We start from the raw sequence: 16,664 nt of genomic DNA on the forward strand, positions 1-16,664 counted from the left end.
GATTGAAGCCACTTCTGCTCATAACAAAACTAGGGGTTTATGGTAGCTTACAAGATAAAGGCAGGTTTGGCTATCGGGCATTTGGTATTCCGTTATCTGGACCAATGGATCAAGTATCGTTTCAAGCAGCCCAACTGATTTTACAAAATCATCCTAATCAAACGTCTTTCGAAATGTTCATGGGTGGCTTTGAATTTGAGGCATTGGCTGATGGGGTCTATGTTTTAACAGGGGGGCATGGTGTATGCATGGTTAATCATGCAGCCATTGAAATGTGGAAAACATTCCACCTAACAAAGGGAGATAGGTTGACGATTAAGAGCGTGAGTCAAGGCTCTATCATTTACTTAACACCGCTTGGAGGGTTTACTTCAAAATTGGAGCTGGGCAGTAGCTCATACCTCTCACAGGGGAATCTAGGTACGGAGATGACAAAAGGAAGTATTTTATATGGACAGACAGCCTCTCCGTTACAAGCTAATAGAGGTCTTTATGCTCCGTATCGTCCGACTTTTGACAGTGCTATTACTGTTAGAATTTTCAAGGGCCCTCATTTTCATTTATTTACGGAAGAGAGTCAGCAACAATTTATGCAAAATCCTTTCCAGTTTAGCGGTGGAAATCGAATGGGCTATTATTTAAAAGGCTCTGTGTTACAGCTAAAAGAAATGAAGGAGATTCTATCTGAAGCAACCCAGTTTGGCTCCATTCAAGTACCTCAGAATGGGAATCCAATTATCTTAATGGCCGATGCTCAAACAGTAGGAGGCTATCCTATTATGGCAACTGTACATGAAGATGATTTACATAAAGTAGCCCAAATGCGTATGTTTAACACAATACATTTTACACTGGAGGAAATGTGATACGAATGGATATTAATTGTGATCTAGGAGAAAGCTATGAAGCTTTTTTGACGGGAAGAGACGAAGAGATACTAGATTATGTGACATCAATCAATATTGCGTGTGGCTACCATGCGGGCGATCATTCCATTATGCACCAAACGGTACGTAATGCGATTCGTAAACATGTTCATATTGGTGCACACCCTGGGTATCCTGATCGTGAAGGATTCGGACGAAAAAATATGGTGTTTAGTCCAGCAGAAATTTACGATATGATGGTCTATCAGGTAGGGGCACTGCAAGCATTTGTCAGTGTCGAAAAGGGGACCCTACATCATGTCAAGCCACACGGAGCACTCTATAATCAAAGCGCGAATGATCAGGAAAAGGCTTCAGCCATTGTTCAGGCGGTGTATGATCTCCATCCTCAGCTTATTTTATATTGTTTAGCAGGAAGCCAAATGGCGGAAATCGCAAGGGATAAGGGTCTTCAAGTATATGAGGAGGTTTTTTCAGATCGCCGTTATCATTCTGATGGCACATTAGTGAGCAGACAGGAACCGAATGCTTTAATTCAAACTGAAGAAGAAATGCTTAAGCATGTAAAAGGTATTTTAACGGTAAAAGAAGTATTGTCTGTACAGTCTCAAAAAATAAAAATAGTAGCACACACCTTATGTATTCATGGAGATGGTCCACATGCCTTGGACTTTGCTAAAAAGATTGCTGCGCTTAGACAGCAACTACATTAACAATAAAGTAGATGATTTCATGCATACCCAATTGAAACATCAAAAAAGTTCGCATAAATGGTGAACTTTTTTGATTGGAAGAGCTTTATTATTTTACATACATTTTCCTGTGATGCCTAGAGTTTTCAACAAGATGAATTAGCCACATCACTATGTAGGTTACCCCTAATCCGATACAAGCACCTGCTAACACATCTAGAGGGTAGTGTACACCGATAAAAATTCTCGAAAGTGCCATGAGGCAGGCCATTACTAGGAGTACAGCTCCGATTTTTTTTCGCTTCCAAAGCAAAGCAAATGCTAAAGCAAATGCCCCTGCCGCATGATTACTTGGAAAAGATGGGTCTAAATTTGATTTTTCAAGTAATAATATGACGCTATGATTGACGAATGGCCGTGGTCGAAAATATATCATTTCTATCATTTTATCGATACCAAGTGTAAGAAAAGCGATCGTTACGGCATATATGACTATTTTTCTATTTTCATGCTGATTTTGAGCGTTTGAAAACCATAGCCATATCAATATTAATCCAAATAGGATAGGGCCATATTTTGAAAACAAGAGGACAACTTGATCTAAAGTAGAGTATTGTCCAGCAAATTGGTTGAGTAGTTTAAAAAGTTGATAGTCTATTGTCATGTTTTCTTTAAGAGGAAACTCCTTCTAGTTTAGACATTTGTATATCATCCTCGGTGGATAAAAACTTTTCTAATTCACTTTTATTTTTTTCCAAATCAATATCTAGAACTGCGCCTACATTTACATGTTTGTTTTCAAAAGAACTGGCAACAGGAATCCGTAAAGTATCTACCCCATTAGAGTGTCCATCCATTAAACCTTTCCCAATCGCCAGAATTGTTTTTTTGTCAACATTAGTATCGATGTATGCCTCTGCAACACCTAATATTTTTGGTAAATTCATTAAGCTGTGAAAACTAATTTGTTCTTTAACCTTTGTCAGAATTTCCTGCTGTCGTGCCACTCGTCCGAAATCGCTTAAACGATCGTGACGGAATCGAGCATATGCTAGTAACTGGTCACCATGTAACGTTTGTTCTCCAGGAAATAATGTCATGCCAATGCCATAGGACATTTCATATGGGATGTCCACATCAATTCCATTGGGAGCTAAAAGATCTACAATTTTAGGGAATCCTTCAAAATCAACGATCGCATAGTAATTAACATCAATATTAAAGTTTTGCTTAATCGTTTTTCTAACAAGTTCGGGACCTCCAAAAGCAAACGCAGCGTTTATTTTATTCTTTCCGTAATCGGGGATATCCACATACGTATCTCTCATAATGGAAACAATTTTTACTTGGTTCGTCGTTTGATTATAGTGACCAATCATTAACGCATCCGATCTACCTTCATCACCTCTAGTATCACTACCTATCAATAGGACATTAATCTCACCAAATTGTAGGTCTGCGCCTTGGAATGGCTCAAAAGTTTCCTCAGCTTCAGCTTCATTGTTACTGTCGTCTTCTGCCATGGCCAATCCACTATTGTACTGATAAAACCAATAAACAATCCCCAATACAATCATCAATGCGAATATGAAACATGAATTTTTTAGCCATCTACGGCTTGTTTTACTACTTTCCATAAATTAATAAATCCACCTATCCGTTATTTTTCAACAAAGATTTTCCGGTAAGTTGTACTGCTATTGCATCATCTAAATAACCAATAGGGAATACATAGTCCGGAATTACATCTACAGGAATAATAAAATATAATAATGCGCTTCCAATTATTGTTAATTCAAATAATGTACCTTTATCTGAAGTAAATTTTTCATATAACTCTTTTAACTTATTGATAAATGGTCCGACACTACCTACTTTTTGAATCTTTTCGTTAAAACTCTTATGAATGGTATGTTTGCCTTCTTCCGTTTGAGAAAATAAACCATAATCGTCTAATTTCTTTTCAACATCCTGCACTGAAAACTGGTTGTTGTACACATTAGATGCCTTAAGAAAGGTTTGTATGGCATCAACAGAGGTATGAATATCAGATTGTAAATCTTCCTGTCTTTGTTCCATTGGATATCCCGCTGCTTCAAATAGCTGAATGAATGGAACACCAAGGCAGTCAGCAAATTTTTCTACATGTTGTGGTGTAGCTTTTCGTTTATTATTAATTATCCGTGAAATCGTAGCCGTATCAATTCCTGTCAGTTCACTAAACTTCCGCATGGATAACGAACGCTCTTTCAATAGCTCTTTCAACAATAAACCGAGAGTCACATTTTCTTTTCTTTCCGTCATATTCGATTCTCCCTTCTTCATTAAAATAACTGTTGAACAGAAGTGTATAATGTTGTTGACAAATTGTCAACACTTGGCCATTATCATGTGGCCATATGGAAGTAATCACACCAGCAGCCTTATGTGATTAGTTAAAAGATTTATTAGCGCATTGGCGTGTCTTCAATGGTGGTGATAGGCTGATATATCTAGGTAGAATGCAATTAATAGTAAGAAGCGGATAGGTCTTGTATTCAGACTTTTCGAAAAATAAAAAGTTTTTTTCATCGGATTTTGTCGGATTTTATAAGTATCTCTTATTATTAGGCAAGTCCCAAAAAATAATAGTAGGAGGTACGAAGGATTGAAAAAGAAGTTTAAAATTAGTTTAGCCAGTCAAATTTTAATTGGTTTGATTTTAGGGATTATTGTTGGGGGTATTTTTTACGGAAACCCCAAAATTGAAACCTATTTACAACCTTTAGGTGATATTTTCCTGCATCTAATTAAGATGATTGTTGTTCCCATTATTATTTCGACATTAATCGTTGGTGTTGCTGGTACTGGAGACATGAAGCAGCTTGGGCGATTAGGCGGGAAATCCATTATTTATTTTGAAATTATTACAACAGTAGCTATCGTAGTTGGATTACTTTCCGCGAATATTTTCCAGCCTGGTGCTGGAATAAACATGAACGAATTATCTCAAGGGGATATTTCGAAATACGTGACAACTACAGAAGAAGTACAGCATGAAGGACCGTTTGATATTATTGTAGGCATAGTACCAACCAATATCATTCAGTCAATGGGTGAAGGCGACATGCTTGCAATCATATTCTTCGCTGTTATTTTTGGTTTAGGTGTTGCGGCTATTGGTGATCGAGGTAAACCAGTCTTAGACTTCTTCCAAGGAGTTGCCGATGCGATGTTCTGGGTAACTAACCTTGTGATGAAATTTGCACCACTTGGGGTATTTGGTTTAATTGGTGTAACCGTTTCCAAATATGGTTTTGCCTCTCTCATACCATTAGCTAAATTGGCTATCCTTGTTTACGCAACCATGCTATTCTTTATATTTGTCATACTTGCACTTGTTGCAAAATTCGCGGGTGTTAATATATTGTTCTTAATTAAAGTATTAAAAGATGAGCTTATTTTAGCATTCTCAACAGCAAGTTCTGAAGCTGTATTACCGCGTATTATGTTAAAAATGGAGAAATTAGGGGCTCCGAAGGATATTGTATCCTTTGTTATACCTACCGGTTACTCCTTTAACTTAGACGGATCAACGCTATATCAAGCGATTGCAGCATTATTTATTGCGCAAATGTACGGTATTCACCTTAGCATTGGTGAACAAATTACGTTAATGCTTGTATTGATGGTTACTTCGAAAGGGATTGCAGGTGTTCCGGGGGTATCCTTCGTCGTACTGCTAGCCACTTTAGGTACTGTTGGCATTCCATTAGAAGGACTAGCATTTATTGCTGGTATTGACCGTATCCTTGACATGGGACGTACAGTTGTTAACGTAATTGGTAACTCATTAGCGTCATTAGTGATGGCAAAATGGGAAGGCCGTTTCGATCGCGAAAAAATGAAGAATTACTTTAATGAAAATGAAAATTTAGCATAAGCTTTATCGCAATGTTTAGCATTCGTTAACATAAAAAACACCTTACGTTGATGAACCATAGCCCATCAACGTAAAGGTGCTTTTTTTATACTACTAGAATCATATTTTCTATAGGCAAGAATTAAACTTAATCCTCTTTTTCAACCGTTGGGCTTCCGATATATGTGTATAAATCATCTGCTACATTCCTTTTTGCATTCACTGGAATTACTTTATTGGAAGAGAAGGTACCATATTTCTCTACATATTGGCCAAATCGTATTTAGCCGTTCATGTCTTAGGTGAGTACTCCTTTATATTTCACTTTAAGTGTCTCAACATTTGCTTTGTTAAAAATGGCTTAGGTCTTCACTTTACATATTTCTTGATGTTCGTCAGTTCACTACTTCCAACAGGTTTGATGCTGAAAAAAATGGAATAACATTTTTGAAAATCCTCCTAGTCATAAATCCAAATTTATGTCGACCTTCTTTTGTTTCAACTGCGTTTGTGGTAGCTCATGTTGGAAATTTTAGAATATGACTCACGTAAACTCCCTTATATCTCTAGATAAAGTTTTCACTCACTTCATATTAACTCCAGATAGGTCAAATATATTTGAACTACGAAGGAGGTAAGGAAATGAATTTTATCAAACGTGCATTTTTAAGTGTGAAAGCGAGGAAAGGGAAATCGATTATATTATTTACTGTATTTTTAGTAGTTTCTAATCTTGTATTAGCCGGATTTGCCATACAAAATGTGTCACAAAAGGCAAATGATCATGCTAGACAAACATTGGGTGTAGACGTAAGTCTTCGAATGGACGAAGAAAAGCTTATGGAAAACGTGGCAAAGCAGAGACAAGAAAATCCAAATGGGGAAATACAACACCCTGAACTTTTTACAGAAGATGCAGATTTGTTAGCTAAATCACCTTATGTAATAGACTACAACTATCTTAAAAGTGACATGGTTGTAGCAGATGATTACACACCTATTAACGATGCTGAAGGTGATGATGGAGTAAGCGGTGCGGTAGGCAGTAGTAATTCTGGAAATATGAAAATGCCTAATACGTTTCTTCAAGGCGTGAGAAGTTCTGAATTATTGCAGGAATTTACCGATGGAACGCATGAAATAATGGAAGGTCGTTCAATAACACCTGAGGATAAAAATAAGAAAGTAGCGCTAGTTGAAAAACGATTAGCAGAGCAAAACGAGCTTCAAGTTGGTGATATGTTAAAGGTTCAATCAATGGAAGGGACATCTGAAGTAGAGTTAGAAATCATAGGGATATATAAAAACTCAAGTATTTCTGACTTCGAGGGAAATTTACCAGCTATGATGCATCCATCTAACAAGCTATACACAAATTATGACGCGACGAAAGATAGTGATGAAGAGGGTTCAGTCATTAATGAAGCTATATACTACTTAGACGACCCAGAAAATATTGAAAACTTCAAAACGGAGGCAAAGAAAAGCAATATTGATTTTGATCTGTTCAAGTTAGATGCACATGATGCTTTATATCAGAAAATGGTTGGTCCCATTGAGAATATTGCTGCTACTTCAAAATGGATGGTCTATTTAGTATCCATTACAGGATCAATTATTTTAGCTCTTATTATTATGTTAACAATAAAAGAGCGACGTAAAGAGTTAGGCATACTCTTAGCAATCGGTGAGAAAAAGAGAAAATTAATTGGTCAATTATTAGTAGAAGTATTGTGTATAGCGGTACTAGCATTTGGTATTTCTACAATTACGGGTGAAACAGTGTCTCAAAAAATGGGAGATAGCTTATTACAGCAAGAAGTTATAGCCTCTCAAGAAAATCAAGAAGAATCAAATAATTTAGGATTCTCATTTGGAATGATGAATAAGCAAGATCATGACGTGAAGCCTATTGATGATATTGATGTAAGTATAACTTCACAAGATGTGTTGAAATTAGGTGGATTAGGACTGTTAATTGCCATTTTATCGACACTTCTTCCAGCACTATCAATTCTTCGCTTAAATCCAAAAGAAATACTTTTAAAAGATGAGTAGGGGGAGTCATACATGGACACTATATTACAATTTAAAAACCTATATTATTATTATGTAAATAATAACAGGAAGAATACTTTACTAGAGAATGTTAATTTTACCTTTGAGAAAGGCTGTTTCTATAGCATTTTAGGTCCTTCAGGTTCAGGAAAAACAACAGCACTGAGTTTGGCAAGTGGCTTAGATAACCCCAAAGAAGGACATGTGCTCTATAAAGGAAAAGATATAAAAAAAATTGGATTGGATAAATATAGAAATAAATTTGTTTCAATTATTTTTCAATCCTATAATCTGATTACTTATATGACAGCCCTACAAAATGTAGTAACGGCTATGGAAATTACAGGAGTTAAAGCAAAAGATAAAAAGAAACGAGCGCTTGAATTATTAGGAATGGTAGGTTTGACAGAAATAGAAGCAAAAAGAAAGGTTTTACAGCTTAGTGGTGGCCAACAACAACGTGTCGCTATTGCTCGTGCATTATCTAGTAATGTCGATTTATTAATTGCGGATGAGCCGACGGGTAATCTAGATGAGAAAACCTCAGCTGAAATCGTTGAACTATTTCAGGAATTAGCTCATCAAGAAAATAAATGTATCATTGTTGTGACGCATTCACAAGAAGTAGCCAAACAATCTGATCAGATAGTTTATCTTAAAAAACGCCATTTAGTTTGTGAAAATCTGAGTAAATAAACGAGGCTATTTTAACTGACAATGTATGTGCAATGTGATGGAATAAAAAAATGGGAGTGGTATATAATGTGGACAAAAATAGCGACCTCATTAGGTTTAGTCTCTCTTGGAATAGCAATAGGTATGTTTACTAACTTAGTGGATTTCAATCGAGACTTAGGTGACACTGAAGGCAATATGTATCAGGATTATAATTCGTATTTAGATGAAAGGAATCCGGCTCAACGTGATTGGGAATCTCCAAATCCGAGAGGTGAGCTGACCCCAGAACAATGGGAGGAATTCACTGGTGGACAAATGCCTGAGCAATGGGATTCGTCCACATCTAATTCAGAAGAAAGTATTCAGGGTTCAACATCTCCATATTAATTTTCTTTCATAACTATAGTGAAAAATACTATAACACCCCCAAAGATCTGTAAATCTAACTATGGATCTTTGAGGGTTTTTTACTTGAAGATTACCCTTTTCTTATGAAATGAATGTAAGACTTTGAGCGTAAGGGTCATATAAAATTTTTTAGGAATAATGTAGGTATCTTCACATAAACTACAGATTGCGTGGTTATAATGGCTAACTAGGGGGGATATCTTAATGAACTATAATATTTTAGTAGTAGAAGACGATTTAGAAATTCAAGAATTAATTAAGCAGTTTTTGATGACACAAAATTATAATATAGAGGTGGCATCTGATGGAGTAGAGGGAATAAAGAGATTAAACACGCAATCATTTGATTTAATTCTCCTTGATGTTATGATGCCCAATCTCAATGGATTTGAAGTGGCCAAAATGCTACGAAATCATTCTAATATACCCATTATCTTTTTAACTGCGTTAGAAGAAGAACAAGATCAAATGAAAGGCTTTGATCTTGGTATTGATGATTATATAACTAAGCCGTTTTCATTTCATGTGTTGATCAGACGAGTGCAAGCGGTTCTTAGAAGAAGTAATCATAAAAGTTGGGGAAATCATTTGAATTTTAATGAACTGAATGTCGACTGCGACGGATATAAAGCATATGTAAATAAGGAAGAAATACCATTAACTACAAAGGAATTCGAAATTCTACAACTACTACTCCATAATGAAAAAAAAGTGCTTACTAGAGAGATCATTGTAGAAAAGGTTTGGGGATATGATTATTCGGGAGAAACACGGATGATTGATACTCATATAAAAAACTTACGAAAAAAATTAAATTTACCCTATATTAAAACAGTAAAGGGTATCGGATACAAAATCGATGAATAGGATTGTCAACATCTTAAAGATGAAAAAAATAACCTATAAGCTCTTTATGATTACTTCTCTTATATTGCTATCGTTTGCGGTATTAATTTATTTAACTTTATACTTCTTCCTTCCAACATTCTACGAGCAATATAAAACAAATCAGCTCCAATCTGGCATAACGGAAATAATTGATAAATCTAAGAATTTAACATTAAAAGAAGCGAAAGAGCTTTTGGATGAGTACTCCTTAGAAAATAATGCAATCATTTATCTACAAGAAAAGAACGGACATATTTTATACTCTCCTTCTTTTAATTTTCAGGGAAATACACAATCACCGACGATTACTGGAAAAGCATCATCACCAACACAAAATGAAGACACTGTTAATGCGTTTAATCAATCTTTGCCCATACAATTTCTGAATGGACACCATTTAATAGTTACTGTATTTGCGACATTTCAACCAATCGATGAAGCTTCACAGGTCTTAGTACGTTTTCTTCCTTATATTAGCATCATTGTTGTATGTATTAGCCTAGGAAGTGCCTATTTATATTCAAGGTTTATTACAAAACCACTCCTTTATATAAATGAGCGAGCGCAAAAGATGGCTAACCTCGATTTTTCAGAAAATATAATCGTTCGTTCTAATGATGAGTTAGAGGAATTATCGAATAGTTTAAATGAGATGTCGAATAATTTGCAAAAGACAATGAATGATTTACGAATAGCAAATGAACAATTAAAAGATGATATTGAAAGAGAAAGAAAAGTCGAAACAAAACGGAGGGAATTTTTTGCTACAGTTGCACATGAATTAAAAACGCCACTCACTGTAATGAAAGGGTATATAGAAGGAATGATTTATAATATTGGACCTTATGAAAATCGTGACTTCTATTTAGAAAAAAACCATAAAATTATAGAAAGAATGGAACAACTTGTTCGTGAAATTTTGAGTATGTCCCAACTAGAGCAACATATATTCAAAATCCAAATGAAAGAAACAAATCTCTCAGATTTAATTGAGACTATAACGAAAGACCTCGTTTTTTTTGCATCTCAAAAGGATATTACGATTATTAATAAAATTCCCCCAAATCTGTACGTATTTACAGAAAATGTTTTACTAGAAAAAGCATTTAAAAATATTATCCATAATGCAATTATGTATTCACCACAAGGAGAAACAGTATATTTAGGGTTGACGAAGGATTCAAAAGAAAATCAGATTCAAATTCAAGTCATGAATACGGGTGTACAAATTAAAGCAGAGGAACTACAACAATTATTCCAACCTTTTTATAGAATCGAAAAATCAAGGAATAGAAATACTGGTGGGAGTGGATTAGGCTTATATATCGTTAAGCAAATATTTATATCACTCTCTATTCATTATTCTGTGAATAATGTTGAGAATGGCATTCAATTTTTAGTTACATTTCCTAAAAGTAAATAAATGCTTTAAAGATTGAGTTTTTTGAAGGCTACAACCGAATACACAGACGACTCAATAATCAATTTAGATTTATTGAGTCTTATATTAGATAGGAGATTGACTGAAAATGAAGATAAGAACAAAGTTAATTATTATTTCTTTGAGCCTATTATTAATTCCAGGTTTGATTATAGGGGTTAGCAGTTATCACTCTGCTAAAGAGCACTTGGATGATTTGGGAGAGAAGATGTTAAAAAATAATGTTGAAATGGCACTGCAATTAATTGATTCAATGAATTATGCGGTTCAAACTGGAGAAATATCTTTGGAGGAAGCCCAAGAAAAAGTAAAACAAAAATTAATTGGGGATTTACAAAGTGATGGCACCCGTAAAATAACGACACACGTTGATTTAGGTGAAGATGGCTATTTTGCTATTTATGGAACGAGTGGAGATAGGGTAGCTCATCCTTTCTCGGAAGGAGAAAATGCTTGGGAAAATGTAGATAGCCATGGCGTTTATATGGTGCAAAATATGATAACCGCAGCACAAAATGGCGGGGATTTTACCTATTATGCTAGAGCCATGCCTCAAGACCCTGATGCCGAAGAAGACAAAATAGCCTACTCTGCTTTAGATCCGAACTGGGGTTGGGTAGTAAGCGCTAGTAGCTTAATGACATCATTTAATCATGGAATTCATTTAATCCAATATACGATTATGATTACCTTGGGCATTAGTATTTTAATAGGTTTAATCGTTATATTTTTATTTTCCAGACACTTAGCCGTTCCTGTTCAAATGGTTACTGAAAGTGTTGAAAACATTGCTAATCAAAATTTAACCTTTACATATTTAAACGTTAAAAATAAGGATGAGTTAGGCATTTTAGCGACAGGCATAAATACGATGACGACAAATTTACGAGGTATTATTGAATCCGTTTCGAACTCAGCCGAACATGTTGCTGCTACATCCGAACAACTCACTGCGAGTAGTGAACAGACAAGCACCGCTTCAGATGAAATTACGAGGGCTATTCAGGAAATTTCTATAGGACAAGAAAAGCAACTAGTTGGAATGGAAGAAGCAAATCATTCTGTTTTGCAGATATCATCGAGCATTACTGCCATTACTAAAAATATTAAAGAATTAAATGACCTTTCCGTTGAAACCTCTAAAGTCTCTCTTTATGGTAATGAAGTTATTAATCAGTCTGTTGAACAAATGAATCACATTAATAACCAAAACATAGTGACAACTGAAGCAATGCGATTGCTTGAAAGTAAATCACAAGAGATTGGTGAGATTATTACGGTCATTACTAACATTGCAGCACAAACAAATTTACTTGCTTTAAATGCAGCGATTGAAGCAGCGCGTGCAGGAGAACAAGGTAAAGGTTTTGCTGTTGTAGCGGATGAGGTTAGAAAACTAGCGGAGGAATCGGGTAATGCAGCAAACAATATTTCTTCACTCATAGGTGAAATTCAACTTAATACACAGCATACAGCACAAATGGTCAATGAAGGGAAAAGTGTCGTTGAAACGGGTATAGGTTATGTGGCAAACGCTGGAAAAACTTTTGAAGAAATAGCAGCCGATGTAGACATGATTAACCATAAACTTTCATCTGTCTCAACTGAAATTCAAGAAATTAATACGAATACAGAGATTCTAGTAAATGAAATACTGAAAACCAAAGAAGTTACCGATCAGTCATCGAGGTACACACAACAAGTTGTTGCAGCAGCGGAAGAACAGTCTGCTACGATGACTGAGATGACATTTGCTTCTCGTTCTTTAGCAGAGATGTCGCAGGAGCTTCAAAATCTAGTATCAAACTTTAAAACCAACGAATGAATAATTGCGTTTGATTAGAATTATAAAATAGAAACATACTCTCATCGAAGCTACGAAGAATATAGAGCTAGCAAAATGATGAACACATAAATTTGTTAGCTTTTTTATAGCTTCGGAATGGTATCTTTTGTTGATGCTTCATATAAACTTCATACAGCATCTATACTAACTACAGATATGCTTTATAAAACAATAAAATAGTAATTTTTTAATAAAAGATGGAGGTTGAAACGACCCTATTGGAGGAATTAGGATGGAGACGGGGATATTTGAATCAAATCGTAAATCTGTATTAAAAAGTATTGAACGTAAAAAAACTTTTGCATTAGTATATATTACGATTATAAGTTGGCATGACTTGAATACTTCTAAACACATAGACGTGGTTGAAAGGAAGCTAACTTTGTATCAACAAGAAGTGGAATGGTATAGAGTATTTGATAAGGAATATATTTTAATCTGCCATGCTCAGTCACAAGCACAGTTGATTATGCAAGAATTATCGAATATTGAATTTTTGAAGATACAGTATCTTTATGTCCAAGATAGAAAACTTCCAGCGTTAAATTACGTTAGACAAGTCTATTCGCAAAACACGAAAAGTAGTGAGATAAAAGAGTGCATGTCACAGAAAGATTTAGCAACGGAAGAGTTTGAAATAGTTTTCCAACCGATATTACACAATAATAGACAAATATCCTTTGAAGCACTAAGTAGATGGCAGTCGGAAGATATGGGCTCTATGTCTACGGGTATATGTATTCCAATTTTACATATAGAGAATTTGATAGAATTAACCAAGAACATTATAAATAAGGCTGTTGAATTATTGATTAGATATAATGAAATTATTTATGTTTCGATTCATTTATCAGCGCCCTTAATCAAGGATATTACTTGGCTAATTCAACATTTAGATGAAATTAGTTTTAATAACAATCATCGAATTGCTTTTGAAATAACCGAAGAAACTATAATGGGAATAGAAGCAAGAGCCAATCTAAAAATTATTCATGATCGAGGTCATAGTATATTTATTGATGATTTTGGTACTGGAAACTCGAATTTTCAATATATGACCTTGTTCCCCCTGAATGGGGTGAAACTAGATAGGCTATTTATAAGTGGGAAATCAAATAAAAAAGTAATGGAGCTACTGACAAAATTTATCAAAGCTATGGGTCTAGAAGTAATCATAAAAGGCGTCGACAATGTTGAACAGCTTAATTCCTTATCGAAAGCCCAATATGATTCCATACAAGGCTATTACATATCGAAACCTCTAACAATAAATGAATTGACAAAATTTATATGTGAGAATAGTTAGGCTATTGAGATCATTTTTAGTGTAAGGAAAGTAAAGCAACCTCTATAGAATAAAAGGGATTTTTACATAAAAAATACCATAAAAAAACGCAATACCCTTAATGTTAGAAAGGGGTTGCGTTTTTTGCTTCATAAAACCAAGAAAAGGTGAAGGTATGAATAAGAAAGAAGGGAACTCCAGATTATCTTCAGGAAATCTCTAGAAAATCTCTATACTGTTCCCATATGAACTACAGATAATGCCTTTATTATAAAACCTGTAAGACAAAATACATTTTAAAAGGAGAATAAAAACATGAAAAAGAAAAAGAGATTGGCTGCTACTACTTTAGGTGCTGTATTTGCACTATCCACTTTGGGGTCTGCATTCGCAGCAGAAGTTCCGACTCAAGTGAGTGTGAGTAGTGAATATGTGGTAGGGCAAGCAACTAAACCAGCGAACTTTGATGAAATTTCAAAAGAAAAGGTGCAGGCTATTTTTGACCAAGTAGAGGCAGGCACACTAACGAAAGAAGAAGGCATGAAGCAACTTGATGCAGCGCTAGGCATAAAAGGAGATAAAAAAGCTGTAACTAAACCAGCGAACTTTGATGAAATTTCAAAAGAAAAGGTGCAAGCCATTTTTGACCAAGTAGAGGCAGGCACACTAACGAAAGAAGAAGGCATGAAGCAGCTTGATGCAGCGCTAGGCATAAAAGGAGATAAAAAAGCTGTAACTAAACCAGCGAATGCTGATGAAATTTCAAAAGAAAAGGTGCAAGCCATTTTTGACCAAGTAGAGGCAGGCACACTAACGAAAGAAGAAGGCATGAAGCAACTTGATGCAGCGCTAGGCATAAAAGGAGATAAAAAAGCTGTAACTAAACCAGCGAATGCTGATAAAATCTCAAAAGAAAAGGTGCAAGCCATTTTTGACCAAGTAAAGGCAGGCACACTAACGAAAGAAGAAGGCATGAAGCAGCTTGATGCAGCGTTAGGTATAAAAGGAGATAAAAAAGCTGTAACTAAACCAGCGAACTTTGATGAAATTTCAAAAGAAAAGGTGCAGGCTATTTTTGACCAAGTAGAGGCAGGCACACTAACGAAAGAAGAAGGCATGAAGCAACTTGATGCAGCGCTAGGCATAAAAGGAGATAAAAAAGCTGTAACTAAACCAGCGAACTTTGATGAAATTTCAAAAGAAAAGGTGCAGGCTATTTTTGACCAAGTAGAGGCAGGCACACTAACGAAAGAAGAAGGCATGAAGCAACTTGATGCAGCGCTAGGCAAAAAAGGAGATAAAAAAGCTGTAACTAAACCAGCGAACTTTGATGAAATCTCAAAAGAAAAGGTGCAGGCTATTTTTGACCAAGTAGAGGCAGGCACACTAACGAAAGAAGAAGGCATGAAGCAGCTTGATGCAGCGCTAGGCATTAAGGAAGATAAAAATAAAGTGAGTGGTCCAGCGAGTAAACCTGTAAAGTAGCTTTCAATAAACCTTAAAAACAGAGAAACTATCCATTGTTAGCCAACAGGCAATCTGACATTTAGGGAATAAAAGTAAAAGTGACAGTATAGAAGCACCAATACATTTGTAGTTTTCACTTGTATTGGTGCTTTTTAAATTGAGAAAAATATGATTTCTCATCTTATAGATGATGATGAAAAGCACATTGCTTTAACGAAAGAAAACGAACTGTTTTCAGATTTCCTTCAACAGTTACGTATTTCTCGATTATCTAATTTTTGCTTTATTACCGTTTGTGATTTCTAGTCACCCTAAAAAAGCTTCATGCCCAAGCTAATCGACAAAAGGTCGTAGTTTTCAGTATAACCTGCTATTCTATCAATTGAACGGTTCTTTGAACAGCTATCTATTTTTGTTAAAACTACTTATTACTTTAACCTAACTATTCACACACTTTATTTCATGGTGAAGCCTAATGATTCAATTATGATAGGTGTTCCTCTAAATAGAGTACCATTGTAAGGAGTAATGGTTAAGGCAGTAGCTGATATTGTATAAATACCGCCTTCTTGCATGACAGCATTAATATACAGATTGACGTAGCCATTTGGTGAAAAAATCACAAATTCAGTAATGGGATCTGTATGATCATTCCAAAAGAGAGTTGCAGGCAAGGTTGCTCCGTTTGTTAAATCAAGATCGCTTGTTAAAATGTAAAAATATCTATTAATCGTTGGAATTATTATACCTTCTGGGACAATTTCGATGGGAGGAACGATTGGACCGTTAGTGGCTTTTATACGGGGCCAAATAAATTGCTCCTCATTGCTACAATCACAGCTTCCATTGTTTATTCGACCATGTTTAGGGTTGACCATGTGTTATCACACTCCATTCTTGTAAAATTAACCTTTGCCCCCAATTCGTTTACTATAAAATATGAAGAAAATAAAATTCAAGCTAGTTGAGCATCTATCATTCCATAAGGTTTCTTTCAGATAACCATGTTTTTTTAACAATACTAGTCAAATTGAAGCGTTGGCATACATGCCTTTTACCGTAAATTAGTGTTATACTTTGCTAGTTGAATAAGGTAGAATACTAATTATGAAT

General features: G+C 35.2%; 15 protein-coding genes. 11 read left to right on the plus strand and 4 right to left on the minus strand.

Going from position 1 to position 16,664, the window contains the following annotated elements; translation table 11 throughout:
* Positions 1-2 precede the first annotated feature (2 nt).
* Together ACE1MS_RS07550 and ACE1MS_RS07555 are read left to right on the plus strand one after the other, a co-directional pair.
* The gene (locus tag ACE1MS_RS07550) at positions 3-866 is read left to right on the plus strand and encodes a 5-oxoprolinase subunit C family protein (RefSeq protein ID WP_012293789.1); all 864 of its coding nucleotides are present in this window, start codon (positions 3-5) and stop codon (positions 864-866) included.
* 5 nt (positions 867-871) lie between these two features.
* On the plus strand, positions 872-1,600 hold the full coding sequence (locus ACE1MS_RS07555) for a 5-oxoprolinase subunit PxpA (protein WP_447402806.1): 729 nt from the start codon (positions 872-874) through the stop codon (positions 1,598-1,600).
* Positions 1,601-1,688: 88 nt separating this feature from the next.
* On the opposite strand, the gene ACE1MS_RS07560 is transcribed toward ACE1MS_RS07555, so the two are convergent.
* From ACE1MS_RS07560 to ACE1MS_RS07570, 3 genes are read right to left on the minus strand one after another with little or no spacing between them, the layout of a single operon-like run.
* Positions 1,689-2,243 carry a phosphatase PAP2 family protein gene (locus tag ACE1MS_RS07560; RefSeq protein ID WP_012293791.1) on the minus strand — a complete coding sequence of 185 codons (555 nt, stop codon included), beginning with the start codon at positions 2,241-2,243 and terminating at the stop codon, positions 1,689-1,691.
* Positions 2,244-2,250: 7 nt separating this feature from the next.
* Complete coding sequence (locus ACE1MS_RS07565; RefSeq protein ID WP_447402807.1) at positions 2,251-3,216, minus strand: LCP family protein; 966 nt, start codon at positions 3,214-3,216, stop codon at positions 2,251-2,253.
* 16 nt (positions 3,217-3,232) lie between these two features.
* Positions 3,233-3,883 (minus strand): helix-turn-helix domain-containing protein, encoded by a 651-nt coding sequence (locus ACE1MS_RS07570; protein ID WP_241740720.1) that lies wholly within the window; start codon positions 3,881-3,883, stop codon positions 3,233-3,235.
* A 343-nt stretch (positions 3,884-4,226) separates the two neighbouring features.
* Between ACE1MS_RS07570 and ACE1MS_RS07575 the strand changes: the two genes are divergently transcribed.
* The 9 genes from ACE1MS_RS07575 to ACE1MS_RS07615 all read left to right on the plus strand — a co-directional run bounded on the left by ACE1MS_RS07575 (position 4,227) and on the right by ACE1MS_RS07615 (position 15,569).
* Entirely contained in the window at positions 4,227-5,501 is a 1,275-nt protein-coding gene (locus tag ACE1MS_RS07575; RefSeq protein WP_012293794.1) for a cation:dicarboxylate symporter family transporter, read from the plus strand.
* A 621-nt stretch (positions 5,502-6,122) separates the two neighbouring features.
* Positions 6,123-7,538: an ABC transporter permease gene (locus ACE1MS_RS07580; RefSeq protein WP_036215460.1), complete on the plus strand. Its 1,416-nt coding sequence runs from the start codon at positions 6,123-6,125 to the stop codon at positions 7,536-7,538.
* A gap of 12 nt (positions 7,539-7,550) precedes the next feature.
* Positions 7,551-8,234 (plus strand): ABC transporter ATP-binding protein, encoded by a 684-nt coding sequence (locus ACE1MS_RS07585; protein WP_012293796.1) that lies wholly within the window; start codon positions 7,551-7,553, stop codon positions 8,232-8,234.
* Between the two features lie 66 nt (positions 8,235-8,300).
* Positions 8,301-8,603, plus strand: a complete 303-nt coding sequence (locus tag ACE1MS_RS07590) for a hypothetical protein (RefSeq protein ID WP_036167802.1) — start codon at positions 8,301-8,303, stop codon at positions 8,601-8,603.
* A gap of 225 nt (positions 8,604-8,828) precedes the next feature.
* Positions 8,829-9,491 carry a response regulator transcription factor gene (locus ACE1MS_RS07595; RefSeq protein WP_012293798.1) on the plus strand — a complete coding sequence of 221 codons (663 nt, stop codon included), beginning with the start codon at positions 8,829-8,831 and terminating at the stop codon, positions 9,489-9,491.
* A complete protein-coding gene (locus tag ACE1MS_RS07600) occupies positions 9,484-10,935 on the plus strand; it encodes a HAMP domain-containing sensor histidine kinase (RefSeq protein ID WP_036161251.1) in 1,452 nt (483 codons plus the stop codon). Before ACE1MS_RS07595 ends, ACE1MS_RS07600 begins: the two co-directional genes overlap by 8 nt.
* A 106-nt stretch (positions 10,936-11,041) precedes the next feature.
* Complete coding sequence (locus ACE1MS_RS07605; protein WP_031419456.1) at positions 11,042-12,778, plus strand: methyl-accepting chemotaxis protein; 1,737 nt, start codon at positions 11,042-11,044, stop codon at positions 12,776-12,778.
* 253 nt (positions 12,779-13,031) lie between these two features.
* Entirely contained in the window at positions 13,032-14,105 is a 1,074-nt protein-coding gene (locus tag ACE1MS_RS07610; RefSeq protein ID WP_447402808.1) for an EAL domain-containing protein, read from the plus strand.
* A gap of 294 nt (positions 14,106-14,399) precedes the next feature.
* Positions 14,400-15,569 carry a hypothetical protein gene (locus ACE1MS_RS07615; protein ID WP_447402809.1) on the plus strand — a complete coding sequence of 390 codons (1,170 nt, stop codon included), beginning with the start codon at positions 14,400-14,402 and terminating at the stop codon, positions 15,567-15,569.
* 437 nt (positions 15,570-16,006) lie between these two features.
* On the opposite strand, the gene ACE1MS_RS07620 is transcribed toward ACE1MS_RS07615, so the two are convergent.
* Positions 16,007-16,429, minus strand: coding sequence for a DUF4183 domain-containing protein (locus ACE1MS_RS07620; RefSeq protein ID WP_447402810.1), 423 nt, complete (start codon positions 16,427-16,429; stop codon positions 16,007-16,009).
* Between the last annotated feature and the right edge of the window lie 235 nt (positions 16,430-16,664).

This window comes from Lysinibacillus sp. fkY74-1 (assembly GCF_053165895.1).